Here is a 21,411-nt window from a genome sequence, read left to right as displayed (position 1 = left end):
ATGCCTTTCGTTATGAAAGGCATTTTTGTATTTGTTTAAGAGTTGGTTATTTGATTAATGTTGCTCCATTAACAGATGACCAATTTCCAGCAGTTAAGCTTGCTCCAGTAGCTGTAGTTGTTACACCCCAGTTTGTTGCAGGATTAAAGCTAGCTGCGTTAACTGTAAATGTTGTTGCTCCCGATATAAATGTATTATCAGAGTTATTGATAGTTACGTTTGTCAATTTTATTTTACCACCTACTACTTGATTGTTGTATGTAGTTATATCTCTAATTTGTAGTACTCCACCATTTTTAGTTGTTGGTGTAGTTTGATTTTTGTAACCGTCAATAAGGATATTACTGTAATCACCGTTTCCTTCAGCTTTAAACTGAATAGCGTCTAATTGGATCTCTGTTTGTGCTTCTGTTACAGTACCAGCAGCTCTTTTCAATGTGATGTTAGTTACTTTTGGGAAAAATGTGTTATTAACACCTTTAGCTTCAATTTCCATTCCGTAATTAGCTGCACCTTCTTGGTATGCGTACCAGTTAGTACTTTCTTGACCTTTCCATCCATCTTGCCAGTCAAAAGCGTCATCAGAGTTTCCGTAAGAAATTGCGTTTTTCAAACTTACAGTTCCACCGTAAAACTCAAATCCATCATCATTACCTTTGTAAGAAACTAGATTTTCTAAAATTGTACCTGATCCTACAGAGTAGAAAGAGAATCCGTTTTGTTCTTTGTTATTTTGAGTAATAACTTGACCAGCGTACTCAACTCTAACATATTTAAGTGTTCCACCATTGTGGGTAGCATTAGATCCGCCATAAGGTAATACTAAACCGTCTTCAGAAGTAGCAGTTTGAGGTGCAGCAGCTGTTGCAGAGTTCACTATTGGAGCATCTCCATACATGATAATACCACCCCATGATCCTGCAGTTTTAGTTGTTGCAGTAAATACAATTGGTTCTGCAGCAGTACCTATTGCAATTAATTTTCCACCATTCAAGATTACGAAAGCATCTTCTCCATTACTTGGATCTGCTGTTATAGTTGAACCAGCTTCAAATGTAATAGTTACTCCCGAAGCAACTTTTGCGAAGCCTTTAAGAGTATAATTACCAAAAGCATACGTTTTAGAAACTGTTAAATCACCAGTTATTTCACCTGTTACTGGAGTCTTTACAGGGTTTTCTGTAGTGTCATCACTTGAACAAGAAGTAAAGATTGCAGCAATAAAAGCTAAGCTTAATGCGAACTTTTTCATAATAAATTTTTTTTAATTTTCTAATGTTAATTTCTTGGTGTAAAAGTACCTTGTATGTTTGTGTATTACCTATGCAAATTGTTATCAAATCTTAATCAAAATGCTATTTAAACATTACTCTAGTGTTAAGAATGTTACTTTAAAATGTATATGATACATTCATAGAAAAGCCAGTCCCTCTTTTAAAATCTTTTACAGTTAAGTCTTTTTCAATAATTGTAATTTTATTTTCTTCTCCTAATTTGATTCTGTATAAAGGATTCAGGATGTTATCAATCGAAAATTTAGCATCCCATTTTTTACCTATTTTATTACTCCATACTAAATCAAGTTTACTGAATGGTTGCTCGTAATAGTGGTCTAATCCATTTGTACCTACTGCAAATATTCTTTTACCATATACATTATACACAAGAGATGCAGTGTTTGTCCAATTTTTTGAAAACTCAAAATCGTATTTTAAGTCTGCATTAATTAACCATGGTGATGCACCTTGAAGTTGTCTGTCAGGATTAGTTTCAGCAGCATTTTTTTTGCTAATTGTTACTTTCGAATACATTAAGGAAGTGTTAAAGCCCAATGATAAATTTTTAAATTTATCAGAAAAACGATCAAGTTGTACTAGAAATTCTACTTCAGCTCCTAAAAGAACTGCCTTATCTGAGTTGTCGTAAGTAATAATCTGCCCCCCACTACCTGCAGATTGGGTGAACAATCTTTCAATAGGATTTTGAATTAACTTGGAGAATGCAGTAACAGCCATTAATTCTTTAGCTGTAGGGAAAATTTCGTATTTCAAATCGAAATTATAATTATCGCTGTTGATAATGTTTGTGTTACCGTTTTCAATTGTGCCATCTAAGTTTACAAATTCTAATGGATATGCCTCCATTATTACTGGTCTAGTGATTGTTTTTGAAGCTGCAAATCTTAAATTAGAAGTGTCGTTAAATTTGTATTTCATATTTAACGATGGCAAAATGTCAAGACCTGTTACTGTCTTTGTCTGAAATGCATCATCGAAAGATCCTGGATTTCTAAATTTTGTTTCTCTACTGCTTTGTTCCACTCTTACGCCAACATTAAGCTCCGAAGCTTCACTCAATTTTAAAGCTAAATCAGAATAACCTGCATTTACAAATTCAAACAACTTAGCTTTGTACGTTGAGTTAGTACCTTCTCTGTAAGTAAAATCACCATTAGATATAGCCGTTGCTAGAGTGCCATCAGGAGAGTTTGTGCTGAAAGTGGTTGCATTTGATCGTAGTCTTTCAGAAACCAAAAATCTGAAACTAGATTCCATACTGTTTACATAAGAATTATATCCTACAGTTAATTTATGATTGTCTTTTGTATCAGATTTACCAAATTTCCAACTGTATTCAAGTAAACCAGAAACATGAAATTTTCCGTCTACATCAAAAGTTTGTCTGTATAAACTATTTCCAGTATAACTTATAGCTGTTGTATTATCATCTAGTAAAACTCCTTTGTATGATTTTCTGTCAGGAAGTTGGAAACTTGTTTTTGTAAATGAAATTCCCGCTTTAATATTTTTTCTGTCGTCTTTAGATAGTTTGTAATTCCCTAAAAGTTGTGAATTCAAGAAATCAGTTTGTGTAAGTTGATTCAAACGGATAAAGGCATTGTTGTTAACTGGAGCTGCATTAGTATACCCCAATTGATCTTGAATCATATTTTCTGTAGATTTCAAATAAAAAGTATTTGAAGTTAAGTCTAACCTTTCTGTTTTATAGTTTACTCCAACTAAAGCAGATGAATTGGTGATGTATTTATATTGTTTATTATATAAATTGTTGTCATATATTCCTTGTCCAATGTTAAAAAAACGATCAACGCCTTCTCTATATTGAAATTTATTGTCAAAATTAAATGACATTAAGTATTGCAAAGAGTTATTGTTTTTACCTACAGTGAACTTTGCGGAGTTTAAAATACCAATGCTAGTGTTCAATGGAGATTTACTTTGCTCTACATCATATCCTGAGCCAAACTGTTTTAGTGATTCGTCAGCTGTTAAAACACGATTGCTAGGCACACTACCTAAAACGCTAGGAAAATCTCTTTCATTACCAGAAAATCCAAAAAAGTCTCCAGTTGAAGTTGCGTCTTTAGATGTTAAAAATTTGCGTAAATTATTATTCGTTGTGTATCCTGCTCCAAAATTAATTTTTGTTACGTTTTTTGATCCTCTTGAAGTAACTATATTGAAAGTTCCTCCTGCAAAATCTCCGTATAAATTAGTGTTAAATGTTTTGTAAGTTTCTATAACCCCAACTATATCGGTTGGAAATAAGTCTAAAGGTATAATTTTTTTGAATGGATTGTTTGATGGAACTGCTAAGTCATTAATTAATAAATTGTTATACCTATCCTCTAATCCTCTTACAAATAAACCTCTACCGTCTACTTTGGTAATTCCAGTTACTTTAGTAAGTCCTTCTTCTACGTCGCTTACTCCTTTTGCCGAAAGTTCTTGTGCACCTATCGATTGCTTAATTACAACTGCATTTTTTTGTTCTAGTAAAAGAACAGTAGCCTTTTCTCTACTTCCTTTACTTTTTACAATAACATCCTCAAGCTTGTAACTTCCAGAACCTAGTGCTTTATTGATTGTTACTGTTTCATCTGCAACTACTGTTACAGGAACTTCTATAGATTCATAACCCACAAAACTTAGTTGTAAGGTGTAACTTCCAGGTTGGATTTTTATGGTATATTTACCATCTACGTCAGTATTGGTTCCTATTGCTGTTCCTTTGATGACGACATTAGCAAATGGTAACGATTGATTATTAGCATCTTTGTCTGTTAACGTTCCAGTAATGGTACCTTTACTTTGTGAGTAAGAGATTGCTGTAAGTAATAACGTGAGAAATAATAACTTGAATTTCATTTTGTTTAAATTTTTTGCAAAGTAACGGTCATAATGCAAAACTTGAGTTACTCATTTGTTAACCTTATGTTGTGTTTATGTTTGCAAAATTCATCTAACATTAAATTATAGTTAACAGCTTTCGTATGCTGGTTTTATGTTTACATTTACATCTCAAAAATAATTTTTGAACCCTTATGAAGAAAAAAAACACCAAGATTCTACTGGTTGATGATGAACCGGATATTATCGAGATTGTAGGATACAACCTCTCACAAGAGGGGTATCAAATTGTTACGGCTACAAATGGTAAAGAAGCAATTGCTGTGGCCAAAAAAGAAATTCCAGATTTAATTATCATGGATGTGATGATGCCAGAAATGGACGGAATGGAAGCTTGCGAAAACATTCGAAAAATACCTGAATTAAATAATGTATTAATTACTTTCTTGACTGCGCGTAGCGAAGATTACTCTCAAGTTGCTGGTTTTGATGCAGGCGCAGATGACTATATTAACAAACCAATTAAGCCCAAATTGCTAGTAAGTAAGGTAAAGGCATTGTTAAGAAGGTTAAAAGAAAAAGAGGTTAATAGCGAAACTCTCAACGTGGGTGGTATTGAAATCAATAGAGAAGAGTATAAAATTGTAAAAGACAATATTGAAATTGCTCTGCCAAGAAAAGAATTTGAATTATTCTATTTATTGGCATCAAAGCCTGGCAAAGTTTTTAAAAGAGATGAAATTCTTGATAAAGTTTGGGGTAACGAAGTAGTTGTAGGAGGAAGAACTATAGACGTTCACATTAGAAAACTACGCGAAAAAATAGGCGAAGATTTGTTTAAAACCATTAAAGGTGTAGGATATAAGTTTGAGGTGTAAATGACAATCAATTTTAAAAAAACATACCGTTTTGCTGTAAAGTCAGCATTGTATATTACTATATTTTCTACTATTTTAGTTAGCTTTTTAACCTATCTTTTTTTTAGTTTTTCCTTTAAATTTAGTCTGCTTTTTGCATTTTCAATAGCTACTTTTTCTTTTTTAGTGATACAATATAGAGTGGAGCGTTTTATTTACAAGAAAGTAAAAAAAATATATGATGATGTTTCTTTATTAGAGTCTAGTACTTTTAGAAACCAGCCAATCACTACTGATATGGCTACGCTTACTCGTGAAGTAAAAAAGTTTGCAACAGATAAAAAACTAGAAATAGAAACCCTAAAGGTTCGTGAAGAATACCGAAGAGAATTTTTAGGTAACGTTTCTCATGAACTCAAGACTCCTTTATTTACTGTACAAGGATACTTATCTACCTTGTTAGATGGTGCGATGAACGATAAAACAATTAGAAAGAAATATCTAGAGCGTGCCGAGAAAGGTGTAGAAAGATTAATCTATATCGTACAGGATCTTGACATGATTTCAAAACTGGAAATAGGAGATTTGAATCTTGAAATGGGTGAATTTGACATTGTGAAATTGGTTCAAAATGTTTTTGACTTGCTCGAAATGAAAGCATCCAAAAAAGATATTTTACTTATGTTTGATATGCGTTATAATAGACCCATAATGGTTTATGGTGATGAAGACAAAATTCAGCAAGTGGTTATGAATCTGGTTGTGAATTCTATAAAATACGGTAAATTCAAGGGCTCAACTGAAGTAAGTATAGAGGATTTAACAGATGAAAAAGTGATTGTAAGGGTGACCGATAACGGAGAAGGAATTGAGAAAAAAAATATCCCGAGACTTTTTGAACGTTTCTATAGAGTGGATAAAAGTGGTGCAAGAACCGAGGGTGGATCTGGTCTAGGTTTGTCTATAGTAAAACACATTATAGAGGCACATGAAGAGAGAATCTATGTTGATAGTACCTATGGAGTGGGATCTGAATTTTCATTTACAATTGAAAAGGCTAAAGTTAAAGAGATATAATAAATCTCATAAATTAAAAAAAACCGACTACAATGTCGGTTTTTTTATGCAATACATTAATTAGGGGTTAAAAACTTCAAATAGAGTTGCCCATTCTATTCTGGATTCAGACCTCGGTAATCCTTTGTAATCATGAATCATTTCTAAATCACTAATTTTAAAATTATCCTGAGTTGCATAAGGGACAAGTCCTTCTTTCTTTAATTTTTTTGCTAAATATTCTTGCTCATACTGACCGGGTGTAGGAATAAAAAAAGCTTTTTTACGAAGTACGGCTAAGTCCATGATAGTGGTGTAACCAGATCTGCAAAGTACTATTTCACTTTCGTTAAAAACGTTTTCAAGTTCTACAGAATTCATGAAATTAAAGTAGATAACATTTTCTTTTATAACTTTAGTTTGTTGTGGGGCAATATTCCCTTCAATAAAAATGGCCTTACCTTGATAATTTAAAATTTCTTTTTTCAAATAGTTTTCTAATAATCCTCGTTGTGGTTCTGGTCCTGAGAGAATGATCAATAAATCATATTTTTTGGGAACAAGTTTTTTTTGTAAACGGCTTATGGGGCCTATGTATTTTATTTTTGGATTAAGAACCTCAAGATGACCTAAATTCCCCGTAAGGTTTATTGTGCCTCCATAATCTGGAACCCAACATTGCTTATATTTATTAAAGATGTATTGGTGAATTTTACTGGTTATCCAAGTTGTGTTTCCTGTTAAAACATTTAATTGATGTGTGATATAAACAGATGGTACTTTTTTATCAAAAACTCCCAGACGATTATCCGATAGTATACCATCAATTTGATATTGTTCAATCCAGCCCCGAACAATTTTTCTTTCGGTACGGATTGCTTTTAATGTTTTCAAACTATTTTGAATTAACTTCCACTTGAAATTCTTCCCTTTTTTTGCATATTCAATTTCGTACGATGGCAGCTCTAAAGTTTGCAAATCTGGAAACTCTTTTCTAAGTAATGCTAGAGCAACTCCATCCGAAGCTATTATGGGAGTAAAATTGTTTTCTAGTAATGCCTTTATGATCGGAATACATCTAGTGGCGTGTCCTAAACCCCAATTAAGCGGTGCAATTAAGATAGTTTTAGCGCTGTTATTGTTATTCATTTCAAAATTGTATCAAATGTTTTGTAAGTGTAAGATACATTGAAACACTTCTTTTTTGTATTTGTAAAACATTACCAAACTATTAAATTATGGTAATTCGATTTACTGAGCTTTAAAACGCATCATCAAAATCATTTTAAAAATGGAGTTTAACAAATTTAAAAAGGATATAAAAAGCAAAAGCTATCCCAAGAGATAGCTTTTATTATTTTGTTACTATTGCTTATTCTTGAATATACGTTTTATTTCCGTTAGAATTGATGTAGTATTTACCACCTCTAGGACCAGTATATACTTTTTTACCATTGTATTCGCCAGTTACTTTGTCTGCAACTTTTGGAGCTTTTTCAGTGGTTTCTTTTATTTTTTTTGCTGGTTTTGTTGTTGCTGCTTTTTCTTTAGTAGCCTCAGCTTTGGCCTTAGCCTTTGAAGCTTTCTCTTTTACTGCTTCTGTTTTTTCTTTAGTAGCATCAGCTTTGGTTTTAGCTTTTGTAGCTTTCTCTTTTACTGCTTCTGTTTTTTCTTTAGTAGCATCAGCTTTGGTTTTAGCTTTTGTAGCTTTCTCTTTTACTGCTTCTGTTTTTTCTTTAGTGGCATCAGCTTTGGTTTTAGCTTTAGTAGCTTTCTCTTTTACTGCTTCGGTTTTTTCTTTACTAGCGTCAGCTTTGGCTTTAGCCTTTGTGGCTTTTTCTTTTGCTGCTTCAGTTTTTTCTTTAGTAGCATCAGCTTTGGCTTTAGCCTTTGTTGCTTTCTCTTTTGCTGCTTCAGTTTTTTCTTTAGTAGCATCAGCTTTGGCTTTTGCCTTTGTTGCTTTCTCTTTTGCTGCTTCGGTTTTTTCTTTGGTAGCTTCTGCTTTGGCTTTAGCCGCCTCTTTCTTTTTAGCTTTTGCTAACTTTTCTGTGGCTGCTTTTGTTGCTTTTTTCTCAGTTGCTGTTTCTTGTGCGTAAGTACTTAAAGAGAAAATAAAGGCCATACACAACATTAATAACTTTTTCATAGGGGTTTTGTTTTTTGTTTAATAATATAAAAATAGCGAAAAAAATCTTTTAAAATCAATTCGTAATTCAATATCGTATAATTGCTTAAAAATAGGCTCTTAGTTGAACGTTTCCGGTGTGTATGGCATTGTTTTTTTGACTCTTTCGACCTTGATAATTGATGTTTATATCTAAAAACTGAGTGATGTTTTTTTGCAAAAGCAATCTCCATGTTAAGTTTTGTCCCGTTTGGAGTCCTTCGAGCATTTGAAATCCTACTGCAGAAAGTTCGTTTCCTATAAATTTATTTTGATACAAGGACAATTCTCCATTCATTGTTATTTTTTTTGCTCCAGCAAATGAAAAGGATGTCCCAAATCTACTTTGAGTGAGTGTTTCCTGCTCGCCGATTGTATTTTCTTTTTTTTGCAATTCGTAAAATAAATCCCAACTTGTATTTTTCGAAAATAGATAACTAATTTTGGGTGTCCATTGGTAACCCGAAAGATTGAAGTTTTTTTCTGGGAAATTTTCAGATTTTAAAGCAGATTGTATTGTTTTTGTAAAAACACCAAAAAGCCAATTTTTTTGGTACAAATGATTGTATTGCAACTGATGTGAATAATTTGAAACTTCCTGTGAGCCAATGGATGATAGGTTTGTAGTTTTACTTTCTAAATATGAATACGTAACGGAATGTTTTTGTTTACCTCTGTTGTAAAACAAACTATTTCTAAAATTATAGTTTAAACCTAAAACATTTTTGGTAGCATTTGAAAACGGATTTAACTCAAAATTTGCTCCGTCGTTTTTCACTTTTCGATCTAATAAAAATGTAGTTTGGTTGTAAAAATTAGAGAGAAATTTTCTAACTCCTTTATTGTTTTGCCAAATTGTAGGGTTCCACGTAAGGGATTGAGAAAATTTATTTTGATGGGTTTTTATAAAAATACGGTTAGGTAAAAACACTCTTATAAACTGTGCTTGATCAACAAAAGGCGCCACTTCAAATTCCTGTAGCTCTTGAATACCATTGTTATTGTAATCGTTCCAGGTGTAAACTCCTTGTCCTGCCGCAACCTCTAAGTAGGTAAATTCTTGTTGCGGAATCGTACCAGAATTAGTCTCAAATACGGTGTTGCTTACCAATAATTGTTTTAAAAACCGATCGGTGTAAATGATCCTTGAGTTGAGGGTAGATTCTTTTTTTTGTGTATTTGTTTCAAAGTCTAACACTCTATATTGAGATACAATTGACAAGTCACTTTTTGCGGTTTGAATTAGTTTTGTTTTTAGTGCAAAGGTTTGAGAGGTATTTACTCTTTGAATCAAGTTGTTTTGTAAACTGTCATTGCTACGCTTGAAATAGCCTAGCTCTACAAATACTTTGGTACTATCACCTCGACCGGCAAAAAATCCGTATTCTTTAAATTTTTGGCTCAAGGCCGAAAATTGAAGTGTATTCGTGTCTTTTTCTTTATTGTCTTCTGTTCGAAGGGTTGTACCAATCCAGTTTTTTTTGTGATCATAACGCATTTGGAATTGATTTCTAAAAAATTCAGATTGCGATTTGTTCGACTGACTGCTTAAATAGCTTCCTCTATTCTTAAAACTCCATTTTTTTAGTTGGAACGCACTATTTACTACATGTTTTCCTCCTGAAAAATTGTCTGAAAAATCTAATTTCTCGTATTGGTACACCAAAAAACCTTTCTTTGAAGTCTCTTTTTTAGGATTTAAATTTAGTTTCACACCGCTAACTAGTAAACTTTGGTTTCCAGTTCCATTAGTTCCAATATTCCAGTCTCTATCAAATTCTATGTTGTAAATACGTTCCACAGATTTAAAATTGCGCTGTATAAATTGATAGTTTGCAAAAACATCCATTTGCCATTTTTTAGAAAAAAGCCGTTGTTGTCCGTTTATTTTTCCAGCAACTCCTTTATTATCGTTGTCTTGTAGCGTTGAAAATAAATTTTTATCGGTATTACTTACCCCCATTTCTACTGCAATCATTGTTTTATCACTAGGGTTGAATTCACTTATAAATGTGGCTACTTGTGTTTTTGTAGGAGCAATAAGCTGAATGGTAGGTTCGTAATCACCTTGTGAGATTCCGTTTATTGGAGCTCTATACTCAAAAACGCGTGTGATTGTTGCGGTATTTACAACAACATAATTTCCGTTGTTTGGACCAACTTGTGTAAAACGGACATTAAATAATTCTTGCTGATCCTCATTTGAATATTCAAAGAAAGTGACTCCATTTGCAATTACTTTTTTATAGAGCACTTTATTTTCATCAAAGGTATCAGCATACTCAGATGGTGCTATCATCAATTGAGGATTGTCACCCGCCTGAGTCAAAATTTGTGCTTGTTCTTGAGTAAGGTTTTGTTGTAAGGGTTGGTTTTTTAAATCATTCTCAGAGTACAAATAGCCTTTTAAACGCCATTTTTTATTCTCGTGTGTTGCCCCTGCATAGGTTACAAATCGGGTGTAGTTTTGATCAGAGTATTGGTATTCAACAGCAATTCGCATTTCAGAGGTTATGGTGAATAGGGGTGTAAATACAATCTCTCCCGCATTGTAATCAATGGTGTAGTCATTATTCTCACCTCGTTTTAATAAAGTTCCATTTACATATACGCGCTCCGATCCAGAAACCACTAGTACATATAACTCTCCGTTTTGTCCTTTTAATTTATATGGACCTTGGTTGCCTTCTTGTCCTATGATGTCACTTTTTGCATATTGTCCTCGCACTAATGCTGCTGATGCAAAGAGATCGGTTTTGTGATTTTTATTTCCAAACTGGATTTTTGTAGAAAGTCCTTGCACTTTTTTATTAAAGTTTAGGAATTGGGTGTTTTTGTTTTCCAAGAAAATATCACCCGCTCTGATGTTCCAATCTTTGCTATACAATTCCATGAAAACATTGTCAAACTGATCTAATTTTTGAGAATACCCACCGTCTTGAAGCGGAATATTACTATCTTGAATGGAGGCTCTCAAGCTTACTTTGTCGGATATTTTGCCTGTTATTTGTAAGTCAAGGTTCGATCCAAATACCGCATTTTGATTGTTTCCGATGGTAATTCCTCGGGTGATACTTCCAGAGGTATTTAGTCCATCAAAAGGAACTGTTTTGTTGTTGTTTTTTTTATCTATGGTGTATAAGGTTCCCTGTAACGCCGTATTGCTCACAATTTTATTCGAATCAAATACTTGGTATTCCTTAGTGAGTATCTCGGGAAATTTTAAATACTGCACGGTCAAGGAATCCCGCTCTATTAGCAAAGGGGATTTCAATAGTAAAATTCCTTTTGTGAAATTAATTTCAAAAAAAGTGCTGTCTATTTTTTTACCATTGGCGTCAAGCAGTTTAAAAAAGTGCGGGTTAAGACTTTCTTTTTCAATATAAAGAGTATCCTGAGTTCTAGCTATTTTTTTTGTTTTGTACAAGGAGTTGATTTTCTGCGCCTGTAGACCAGAAAAGAAAATCAAAAGAAAAAAAAACAAGATTTTTTTTAGCATAAATACTATAACTCACAGGAATCAAAAGTAGTATTTATAATTTGATAATAAGTATTCAAAAAAACGGGTAGTATGCAGTGGTATTATCCTGCTACATCTAAATAAAAAGGGAAGTAACTGCATGTTATTTCCCTTTTTTCTATTCTTAAACTTCTTTTGTAACCACTTGCATGGTCTCGCGGCTTACTTGTTTGAGTAAAACAATTTTGTTTTCTTCAACTGTTTTTGCAGCAGTATCATTAAAATGTCTGATGGTGTACAAGGTTACATTTTGCTCGTAATCTACTTTGAATTTTTTTGATAAAATGGCATTGAGCGCATTAAAATTATCAAATTTATCTTCAACACATACAGAGAAACTGATAGCCGAGTTTTGGATTAAATTTACTTTTATTTTGAATTGATGAAATAATGCAAAAATCTCGCTGATGTTTTCCTCCATTATAAAAGAGAAATCTATAGAAGAAAGCGAAATTAATAATTGGTTTCTTTTTACAATAAAACAAGGTAAATACGGCTCCAGATCTACTCCTTTTGAAACACTAGTCCCTTTTAGTAATGGGTTTATAAATGATTTTACAAATAAAGGAATTTCCTTTTTTTGTAAAGGTTGTAACGTTTTTGGGTGAATCACGGTAGCGCCATAAAACGCAAGTTCAATAGCTTCTCGATATGAAATTTGGTTTAACAAACTAGCATTCTCAAAATATCTTGGGTCAGCATTCATAACTCCAGGAACGTCTTTCCAGATGGTTACGCTTTCGGCATTTAGGCAATACGCAAAAATGGCAGCAGTATAATCAGATCCCTCACGGCCCAGTGTTGTTGTAAAATTATTGGGGTCAGATCCCAAGAAACCTTGTGTAATATTCAGGATTTGTCGTTTTACATTTTTGGCAATATTAGCTTGTGTCAAGTCCCAATCTACCTCGGCATCTCGATACGTAGCATCAGTTTTCACAAAATTACGAACATCTAGCCATTGTGTTTGAATACCCATAAAATTCATGAAATGACTCAGGATGGTTGTTGATATCAATTCGCCAAAGCTTACAATCTGGTCGTAAACAAAATTGTAATTAGGAGATTTGTTATGCGCCAAAAAATATTCTAAATCACTAAATTGTGCATTTACGGCAGCAAATACTTCGTTTTTTTCATCTTCAAATAAATCGATTAAGATTTGATTGTGATATTTTTTTACTTCTTGAACGGATGAATTTAATTCAGTTGATTTGTCAAAATAATTTTTTATGACAAGTTCTAATGCATTAGTAGTTTTGCCCATAGCTGAAACTACCAGTAATACATCCTCATAACCCACTGTTTGTAAAACGCTGTACACGTTTTTGATTCCTGCTGCATCTTTTACTGATGCACCTCCAAATTTGAATACTCTCATATTTTCTTAAATCACAATTTTTAAATTCTAAATTGAAATCAGAATTCTATTTATCTTTAATTTTTTAATTTCCTATTTGTGTCTCTGAATTTGGACGCTTTATTTCAATTTGTCAGATACAAATTGATGTATTCCTAATTCGTCCATTTGCACTACATGCCAATCGCGTAATACTTTGGCTCCTGATTTTTCGTAGAAATCAATTGCAGGCGTATTCCAGTCCAGAACATTCCATTCTACTCTTCGAACCTGGTCTTTCTTACCTTGCTTTAAAATTTCAGAATATAAGGCATAACCTAATCCTGTTCCTCGCATGCTTTCTTTTACTACTAAATCCTCTAAGTGAATGGTTTTACCTTTCCAAGTTGAATACCGATAGTACCACAAGGCGATACCGACAATTTGCTTATCTGAAGTACTTTCTGGAGAGTCTGAATCAATCTCTGCTACAAAAACATGAAACAGTGGGACAGCTCCAAAACCATCTCGTACTAAATCTTCAACGGTAATAAGAACTGCATCTGGTTCTTTTTCAAACAATGCTAGTTCTTTGATTAAACCTAAAACGGAAGGCATATCTGCCGGAGTACCTTTTCTTATTATCATGGCGTAGTTGTATCTGTAAATGATTGGATTATCTAACGGGCAATTGTCAATTTCTTGTTTTTAAAATCTTACAAAGATTCTGCTATGCTATTTTTAATTTAATTGTTTAAAATCACAATTAAATAAACTTTAAACCTAAAAATTTACAGTTTATTTAGCAAATATACAATAGTGGTAAACTAAGTTCATATTATTGAAATCATTTTCACAAAAAAAACGATATTTGTGACTTCAAAATAACTACAACGATTTCGAAATGGAAGAACGCAACAAGACTTTAGGAGAATTTATTATAGAGAATCAAAATGCTTTTCAATATTCGTCTGGTGAATTATCCCGAATTATTAACTCGATTAGGCTTGCCGCCAAAGTAGTAAACTATAAGGTAAATAAAGCTGGATTAGTTGATATCGTGGGTGCTGCAGGGGAGCAAAATATACAAGGAGAAGACCAACAAAAACTGGATGTTTATGCCAATGAAGTTTTTATTCAAACTTTAATTAACCGTGAAATTGTATGCGGTATTGCCTCTGAAGAGAACGATGAGTTCATCACTGTTGAAGGAAGTGATAACAGTCACAACAATAAATATGTGGTATTGATGGATCCTCTTGATGGATCTTCTAATATTGATGTAAACGTATCTGTGGGTACCATATTCTCAGTGTATAGAAGAATTACGCCAATAGGAACTCCAGTTACAATGGAGGATTTCTTGCAACCAGGAATCAATCAAGTAGCCGCAGGATATGTTATTTATGGAACATCAACCATGCTAGTGTACACAACGGGGCATGGTGTAAATGGGTTTACATTGAATCCTGCAATTGGGACTTTCTATTTATCACACCCTAATATGAAGTTTGCAAAAGACGGTCATATTTACTCTATCAACGAAGGGAACTACATTCATTTTCCACAAGGGGTTAAAGATTATATCAAATACTGTCAGACTGAAGAGGAAGATAGACCCTATACTTCCAGATATATCGGTAGCTTAGTTTCGGATATTCATAGAAATATTATCAAAGGCGGAATTTATATCTACCCAACTAGTTCAAAAGCACCTAATGGTAAATTACGTTTATTATATGAATGTAATCCTATGGCGTTTATTGTGGAGCAAGCTGGAGGTAAAGCTTCAGATGGTTTTGGAAGCATCATGGAAATTACTCCAACCGAATTGCATCAGCGTGTTCCTTTCTTTTGTGGAAGCTATAACATGGTTGAAAAAGCCGAAGAGTTCATGCATAATGCAAAGTTAAGCAAATACTAAAAAGCAAAAAGCTTCCAGGATTACTGGAAGCTTTTTTATTTAAATACATGTCCCGTCCTGAAATAGCGATACACAAAAACAATCGTTATGGAAGAATACACGAATTATGTAAAGCGCACCCAGCGAGATTACAGCATGTCCTTAAAACTTCAAATCGTTAGAGAAGTTGAGCAAGGTAGTTCATCAATTACCCAAATTAGAAAACAATATGGCATTCAAAGCCATGCTACAGTTCTGGGCTGGTTACGAAAATTTGGTAACTTTGATTGGGAAAACCAATCCCCTTTGAATATGGCAAAGTCACCCGAACAAAAAATTATGGAACTTGAAGCCCAAGTCAAGCTATTAGAAAAACAAAAGGCTCTTTTAGAACGACAAGCTTACGTTGCAGATAAAAAAGCAATCTTGTTTGACATGATGATTGATTTAGCTGAGAAAGAATATCATATCGATATCCGAAAAAACTCTGCACCCGAACAATCGCCCGCTTTAGAGCAAAAGAACAAAAAACAGTAGCGTTTACCTGTTATTTGTTCGGGATAGACAGACAGGTTTATTATCGAAAGACTAGAAGAATAGCATCCAAACAAAACAAAGCCAAAGAAGTGATTTTGATGGTGAATAATATCAGGAAGACAATGCCTAGAATAGGTACTCGAAAACTATATTATCTTTTGTTGGATAAACTTCAATTAATGAAAATTGGAAGAGATAAGTTCTTTGATATACTCAGAGCCAATCATTTATTGATACATCCTAAACGAAGTTATCATGTAACGACTAACTCACATCATCGATTTAATAAACATCAAAATCGAATTCTAGATTTAGAAATTAACAGACCAGAGCAAGTTTGGGTCTCTGATATAACCTATATAGGAAAAAGAGATAATCCTTGCTATTTAAGCTTAGTCACAGATGCTTATTCTAAAAAGATTATGGGATATTATGTTGCCGATAACATGAACACAGAAAGCAGTTTGAAGGCTTTTAAAATGGCTCTTAAACACAGAAACAACAAAAACTTACCATTGATACATCATTCAGACAGAGGGATTCAATATTGTGCTAATGACTACCAAAAGCAACTTAATAAAAATAAAATTCTATGCAGTATGACACAAAACTCTGACCCTTATGAAAATGCAGTGGCAGAAAGGATCAATGGTATTTTAAAACAGGAATTTAGGATTGACAAATACAATCAAAAAGCAGAAATCATGCAAAAAATTGTAAAAGAAGCTATTGATATCTATAATGAAATCAGACCTCATTATTCTAATTACATGCTTACTCCAAATCAGATGCATCACCAAAACAAAATTAAAATGAGAACCTATAAAACAAAAAACAGTAGCAAACCAGAGCTTGCTACTGTCTAAAATTGTACTTTTATTTTTTATTAATCCTGTATCACTTTTTCAGGACTAGACAACAGCTGTAATTTATTTGTGCATATTTTGCATTTCCTCAAGGAAAGTGTCAGAGTCTACCTCTTTGTCAACAAGTTTTAAGGCTTTGTCAACGATGTAATTTACATTATCAGTATTGAACCCTAAAGCTACACCTATTTTTCTCAACAACATTTCTTGTTGATTTCCTAAATGATGATCTACGTGAACGATTCGTGCTAAATCATACAAACGCTCTAATCTTTGCTCGTGTAAATACGGTGGATTGATAGGGTAATTCAAAGGATTTTCTAAAATTTCCTCATACTCCACTGCTGATATTTCTAGGCGAAGTGCTAGTTTGTCTAAAAATGCTTTTTCTTCTGGTGAAAATTTCCCATCAGTAAGTGCAACTCTAACAATTGAGGCGAAGTGACCTTTGTTTCTTAGCTTAAATTCGCTATCAAATAAATCTGAAAATGACATAGTTATTGATTTTATATCCTACAAAGATAAATCTATTTTTAAATTAACTATTTTAATTTTTGTTTAATTTTTTTCAAAAACTAGAGTTGATTGCACTTGTTTTGAGGTAAGATTGCGCTGTTGCTATTTTCCTAAAAGTGCCTTTGTATAACTCATTTAGCATCTGAAAGTGTTTTCATAAAGGCAACTAATGCTTTTTGCTCTGCCAAAGTCAAGTTGAGTTTGTCTGTGGGTAAGGTTTGATTTTCTACAGTGATGCCATTTCCTACTCCGCCACCTTCATTGTAAAAAACAACAACTTCTTCCAACGTTTTAAAAACACCATTATGCATGTACGGACCTGTTTGTGCAATGTTTCTTAGTGTAGGTGTTTTAAAGGCGTGTTTCAGTTGTGCCATTTTGTATTGAGTAAATCGCCCCAAGTCTTGATCAATGATTTTTCCGTTTTTAGTTTGAGGTGTTCCTATCACTTCTTGCTCTGTTTTTTTGTAAATAGGAGGGACTGTTCCATTAAACAATGGGATGAAATGACAAGTAGCACATTTGCCTTTTCCTGCAAAGAGATTAAATCCTAGTTTTTCCTCATCCGAAAAAGTATTTGAACCGCCCGAAAAGTACTGATCAAACTTAGAGTTGAATTTATTTAAAGAACGAACATAACTTGCTATGGCGTTTTGCAATTGCCATTCTTCTAGTTTTATAGTTTTAGGAAAAGCATTTTTGATCAATTTTTTATATACTGTATTGCTTTGAATTCGAGTTAAATTTTCTTTTAAATTCCCATGCATTTCATCTTTGTTTTGAATGACATCTAGACTTTGTTTCTCTAAATCAGGTTGTCTCATGTCCCAAAATTGAGCATTTTGTAAAGAGGCATATGTAAGAGTAGGGGTGTTTCTAGGTAAATTAATTCCAGTTAAAGATTGGTTGGTTTTTTCGCCGTCTGTGAATGCTAGTTCTGGAATGTGACACGTAGCGCAATTGCGTCTTCCATCTTTAGAAAGGGACGAGTCATAAAATAATTTTTTGCCAAGATCAGCTTTTGCTTTGGAATACGCATATTCTTTTGACGGAATAAAAGCGTTGACATTAAAGGTGTTTTTTTCAAAAAGCGATTTGGCCTCTGGATTGATGGCATTTGTCTTTGCAACGTTTTTAATACGGTTGTCTTGTTGAAATTGAACTAGCTTTTGAGATATTGGATTTAAATATTTTTTAATAAAGGAAGCGCGATCAAAGGAGTTGAAATTGGTGTTCGCATCACAAAAGGAATTGGCTTGATCTATCAAATCAAAAAGTAAGACTTTTGTTTTTGAATTATTGGTGTTCAATTTTTCAAGTACAACTTTTAAAGAAGATAAACTCGCTTTAGCTTCAGGGATGGATTGATTGGCAATTGGCGAATCAAAACCGGTGATGCCAAGAGTTAAAATTCGGTATACTTCCATTTTGCTGGCATCAATAACATAATCAGGGCTTATAGTGATTACTGATAAATGCTCTTTGACTTGTGCAATTAAACCTTTTAAAACGGCAATTTCTCTTTTTAAAGTATTGAAATTACTAGTAGCGTATTGCGGGTAAATTAGTTCTTCAATAACTTGAAAACCACTTGGTGACAAGAATTTATTTTCTTCTACTTCCAATTCATCGAGTGCTGGCCCGTTGATAAATCGTGCAGGATCTGGTGTAAAATATTCGATAGCCCATTCTATTTTTTTATACGCAACACGACTGGTTTCAAATGATTTTTGTAATTGTTTTTGATTTGGATTTTCGGTAGCTACTTTTTCAAAAACAAGTATTTCTTGATTGAGTTCCTCTAAATTAGATAACAGTTCTTCTTGAATGGTTAAACTAGTGTATTGTTTTTGACAAGAAAAAAATAGCAGGAATAGGGGCAGCAGTTTTAATAGCGGTTTCATGTTGTGGATTGTATTAAATGCAAAAACAACCCAAAATTTCGGGTTGTTTTTTATATCAATAGTTGAGGTAATTATCTTTGTACGTTTCGGATGATTAGGGTTTGACCACCTTCTTTGTTTGTATTTAATCCACTACCATCAGCATTTAAAAAAGCATCTTTTTGCCATGTATGTGGATGTATGTTTACAATAAATGTATTCGGAACACCAATTATGTCTGAAATGTCTTCCATTGCACCATATTCCCAACTTCCAAAACGCATTTCATTAGCTTGGTTGTAAGCTGTATTCCAGGCAGCATCAGTTCTTTTGTGATTCATTGTCAACCAAGGTTTGTTCACTTTTGAAGCAATGTTGTATTGCCAGATATAAGAATCATGTTTTGCGGCAGTGTAGAATGAATCTCCATCTTCTTGAGTGTATACAAAGTTTTCGGTAACACATAAGTTATCCGGATTGATAATCCCAGTTCCTGGAGTAGAATCGCCTTCAATAACTAATTCTAATTTTCCAATAAGTGGGTTGGCATCATTTAATACTAATTTATACACACGTCCCCACATGGTATAACCCGCTACAGGAGCGTTTGAACTTGCTTGTCCCGTTGCGGTAAAGTACAATTCTCTATTGTTTTTTGCAGATCCTTTTCTGTAATCTACATCTTCAACTCTAGAAAAACGAATGGCTCCTAATTCATTAACTGTTGTGTTGATTACCGCACCCGTTAAGTTTTTAGCATTTGGAATTTCTACAAAAGATACATCAAATGAGGTTCCTACATTCATGCTAGTCTCTACTTGGTTTCCATCGTTTCTTTTTAAAGCGTATAATTTACCGTTAGATAAGTCACCAACAGTTGAACTCATATACATAATTACTTGGCCAGCACTTGCGTGAGAAGTTGAATACGATTGATCTTCTCCAATAACAATCACGGTTTTCCCAGGGTAAGCATCCTTAGGTAGCGGAACAGCATTTTCCATACTTGCTTTTCCTAAAGCTGGTAAAACTCTGTCGGTTCTATTTTTCATACTTGTAAGTCCTAATGGGTCAATACCATGAACCATACTTTCTTCACCACTTTCTCCAGCAGTTAAAAATAAAGGTCCAAATCCATGGATTGCTGGTGAAGCTAAAGTTGCTGAACATAATCGGGTTAATCCGCCCACAGCGTCAACAATATAATCTCCTTTTACAGGCTTAAGAGTTTTGTCTAAATATACTCTTGATACAGATTTTAAAATTTCATGATTAGTGATCATAATGTAACCATCGCTTGAAGGATCTTTCATTAATCCAGCACCATCAGGTTGAGCACCATAAACAAAAGCTGGTGATTGTGCCAATACATCTGAACTACTTAATAAAGAAGTTATCTGTAAGTTTTCAAAGCCTTCTTTTGCTACCGCCAATGCTGGAACTGTAGAAACATTTGAAAAATTAATGGCTGTGTTTACGCTAGGAGTTTCATTTTTGTCGTCTTGACAGCCTACTACTGCAGCTAACAAAACTGATGATAATGCTATTTTTTTTAAATAATGCTGATTCATGATAATTGTGTTTAGTTTGTTTGAATGCAAAACTATCGCAAGAAACTGAATCTTAGTTTAGGTCAATATTGTTGATTCATCAATAAAATGTTACTCCAAGATTAACACATCGTAAACCTGTTAATTTAAGGTAAAATTAAGATTGCTCACATGATTTGTAAGATTTATATATTTCAATAGTAGTATTTCAAACTTGTGATTTAGTGTGTGAGGTTTTTATCCTTTTTTTCTTTTGTTGCCAAGGTAGAATGTGATGTAAGTAAACCATGATGATAGTACAGGAGTTATGAGTATTGCTTTTAAGGGTGTCCTTATGACCTGAGTTGCTTTGCTATATTCGTTTTTCAAGGAATTGTGCGTATGGTTTTCATCGAATTTATTAGATATTCTAAGGAAGGATTTTCAAAATTTATCGTAAGTTTACAACCCTTTTAGCAACTTAAATTAGTAGTGATGCAAGAATTTTGGATTTATTTTCAAATAGGATTAAAACACGTTTTAGACATTCATGCTTATGATCATGTTTTGTTTTTAATAGCTTTGGCGGTGCCATATTCGTTTAAAGATTGGAAACGAATTGTCTTGTTAGTCACACTATTTACCATTGGTCACACCATGGCATTGATGCTTTCCGTTTTTGGAATTATAGCCATAAAAGTAAATGTGGTTGAGCTTTTAATCCCTATCACAATTTTGATTACTGCATTGTTCAATTTGTTTACGGCTGGCAAGTCCAGTAAAAAAGAAAGTATAAACCTAATATTTTTTATCACACTTTTCTTTGGGATTATTCATGGTTTGGGGTTTTCTAATTATTTCAAATCCATTTTAGGTGGCGATGCTGCTTCAAAAATGTTGCCTTTGGCTGAGTTTGCCCTGGGAATTGAGGCCGCTCAAATTACAGTAGTTTTTGTGGTATTGATTCTCTCTTATATTGTGCAGACTATTTTTAGATTCTCTAAACGAGATTGGACACTGGTAATGTCCTCTTTTATTGTAGGAGTTGTTATCCCGTTGATTGTTGAAAGTGAAATTTGGAACCGATAAA

16 protein-coding genes are annotated in these 21,411 nt (G+C 33.4%); 6 read left to right on the top strand and 10 right to left on the bottom strand.

All coding sequences use genetic code 11. The features are described 5' to 3' along the window. Nucleotides 1–46 precede the first annotated feature (46 nt). Both K5V07_RS13750 and K5V07_RS13745 read right to left on the bottom strand, forming a co-directional pair. Nucleotides 47–1,252 (bottom strand): hypothetical protein, encoded by a 1,206-nt coding sequence (locus K5V07_RS13750; RefSeq protein WP_221917928.1) that lies wholly within the window; start codon nt 1,250–1,252, stop codon nt 47–49. A gap of 139 nt (nt 1,253–1,391) precedes the next feature. Beyond that, complete coding sequence (locus tag K5V07_RS13745) at nt 1,392–4,169, bottom strand: TonB-dependent receptor (protein WP_221917927.1); 2,778 nt, start codon at nt 4,167–4,169, stop codon at nt 1,392–1,394. Nucleotides 4,170–4,345: 176 nt separating this feature from the next. Here K5V07_RS13745 and K5V07_RS13740 point away from each other — a divergent pair, with 176 nt between their 5' ends. Then, nucleotides 4,346–5,029 carry a response regulator transcription factor gene (locus K5V07_RS13740; protein ID WP_144889741.1) on the top strand — a complete coding sequence of 228 codons (684 nt, stop codon included), beginning with the start codon at nt 4,346–4,348 and terminating at the stop codon, nt 5,027–5,029. After that, nucleotides 5,030–6,085, top strand: a complete 1,056-nt coding sequence (locus tag K5V07_RS13735; protein ID WP_144889739.1) for a cell wall metabolism sensor histidine kinase WalK — start codon at nt 5,030–5,032, stop codon at nt 6,083–6,085. Nucleotides 6,086–6,145: 60 nt separating this feature from the next. Here K5V07_RS13735 and K5V07_RS13730 read toward each other — a convergent pair whose 3' ends face one another. The 5 genes from K5V07_RS13730 to K5V07_RS13710 form a co-directional block, all read right to left on the bottom strand. After that, complete coding sequence (locus K5V07_RS13730) at nt 6,146–7,213, bottom strand: glycosyltransferase (protein WP_221917926.1); 1,068 nt, start codon at nt 7,211–7,213, stop codon at nt 6,146–6,148. Between the two features lie 223 nt (nt 7,214–7,436). Next, nucleotides 7,437–8,210 (bottom strand): hypothetical protein, encoded by a 774-nt coding sequence (locus K5V07_RS13725; protein WP_221917925.1) that lies wholly within the window; start codon nt 8,208–8,210, stop codon nt 7,437–7,439. A gap of 85 nt (nt 8,211–8,295) precedes the next feature. Continuing rightward, nucleotides 8,296–11,727, bottom strand: a complete 3,432-nt coding sequence (locus tag K5V07_RS13720) for a hypothetical protein (protein WP_221917924.1) — start codon at nt 11,725–11,727, stop codon at nt 8,296–8,298. 145 nt (nt 11,728–11,872) lie between these two features. Further along, nucleotides 11,873–13,129 (bottom strand): aspartate kinase, encoded by a 1,257-nt coding sequence (locus tag K5V07_RS13715; protein ID WP_144889732.1) that lies wholly within the window; start codon nt 13,127–13,129, stop codon nt 11,873–11,875. Between the two features lie 99 nt (nt 13,130–13,228). Beyond that, nucleotides 13,229–13,735, bottom strand: a complete 507-nt coding sequence (locus K5V07_RS13710; protein ID WP_144889730.1) for a GNAT family N-acetyltransferase — start codon at nt 13,733–13,735, stop codon at nt 13,229–13,231. Between the two features lie 256 nt (nt 13,736–13,991). Here K5V07_RS13710 and fbp point away from each other — a divergent pair, with 256 nt between their 5' ends. From fbp to K5V07_RS13695, 3 genes are all read left to right on the top strand, one after another. Beyond that, on the top strand, nt 13,992–15,011 hold the full coding sequence (gene fbp / locus K5V07_RS13705; RefSeq protein WP_182649588.1) for a class 1 fructose-bisphosphatase: 1,020 nt from the start codon (nt 13,992–13,994) through the stop codon (nt 15,009–15,011). Between the two features lie 87 nt (nt 15,012–15,098). Next, complete coding sequence (locus tag K5V07_RS13700; RefSeq protein WP_221916217.1) at nt 15,099–15,527, top strand: hypothetical protein; 429 nt, start codon at nt 15,099–15,101, stop codon at nt 15,525–15,527. A gap of 14 nt (nt 15,528–15,541) precedes the next feature. Continuing rightward, entirely contained in the window at nt 15,542–16,393 is an 852-nt protein-coding gene (locus K5V07_RS13695) for an IS3 family transposase (RefSeq protein ID WP_221916371.1), read from the top strand. A gap of 63 nt (nt 16,394–16,456) precedes the next feature. Here the strand turns inward: K5V07_RS13695 and K5V07_RS13690 are convergent, their stop codons facing one another. The 3 genes from K5V07_RS13690 to K5V07_RS13680 all read right to left on the bottom strand — a co-directional run bounded on the left by K5V07_RS13690 (nt 16,457) and on the right by K5V07_RS13680 (nt 20,363). After that, nucleotides 16,457–16,888: a TerB family tellurite resistance protein gene (locus K5V07_RS13690; RefSeq protein WP_182649586.1), complete on the bottom strand. Its 432-nt coding sequence runs from the start codon at nt 16,886–16,888 to the stop codon at nt 16,457–16,459. 152 nt (nt 16,889–17,040) lie between these two features. Beyond that, nucleotides 17,041–18,813 (bottom strand): cytochrome-c peroxidase, encoded by a 1,773-nt coding sequence (locus K5V07_RS13685; RefSeq protein WP_221917923.1) that lies wholly within the window; start codon nt 18,811–18,813, stop codon nt 17,041–17,043. A gap of 71 nt (nt 18,814–18,884) precedes the next feature. Beyond that, nucleotides 18,885–20,363: a PhoX family protein gene (locus K5V07_RS13680; RefSeq protein ID WP_221917922.1), complete on the bottom strand. Its 1,479-nt coding sequence runs from the start codon at nt 20,361–20,363 to the stop codon at nt 18,885–18,887. A 453-nt stretch (nt 20,364–20,816) separates the two neighbouring features. Here K5V07_RS13680 and K5V07_RS13675 point away from each other — a divergent pair, with 453 nt between their 5' ends. Further along, complete coding sequence (locus tag K5V07_RS13675; RefSeq protein WP_221917921.1) at nt 20,817–21,410, top strand: HupE/UreJ family protein; 594 nt, start codon at nt 20,817–20,819, stop codon at nt 21,408–21,410. The last annotated feature ends 1 nt before the right edge of the window (nt 21,411 follow it).

Origin of the sequence: Flavobacterium sp. CHNK8, assembly GCF_019774515.1 — a bacterium.
GTDB classification, from domain to species: domain Bacteria; phylum Bacteroidota; class Bacteroidia; order Flavobacteriales; family Flavobacteriaceae; genus Flavobacterium; species Flavobacterium tiangeerense.
Note: the sequence above shows the minus strand (reverse complement) of the source record. Positions and strands in the feature narration are given on the sequence as shown.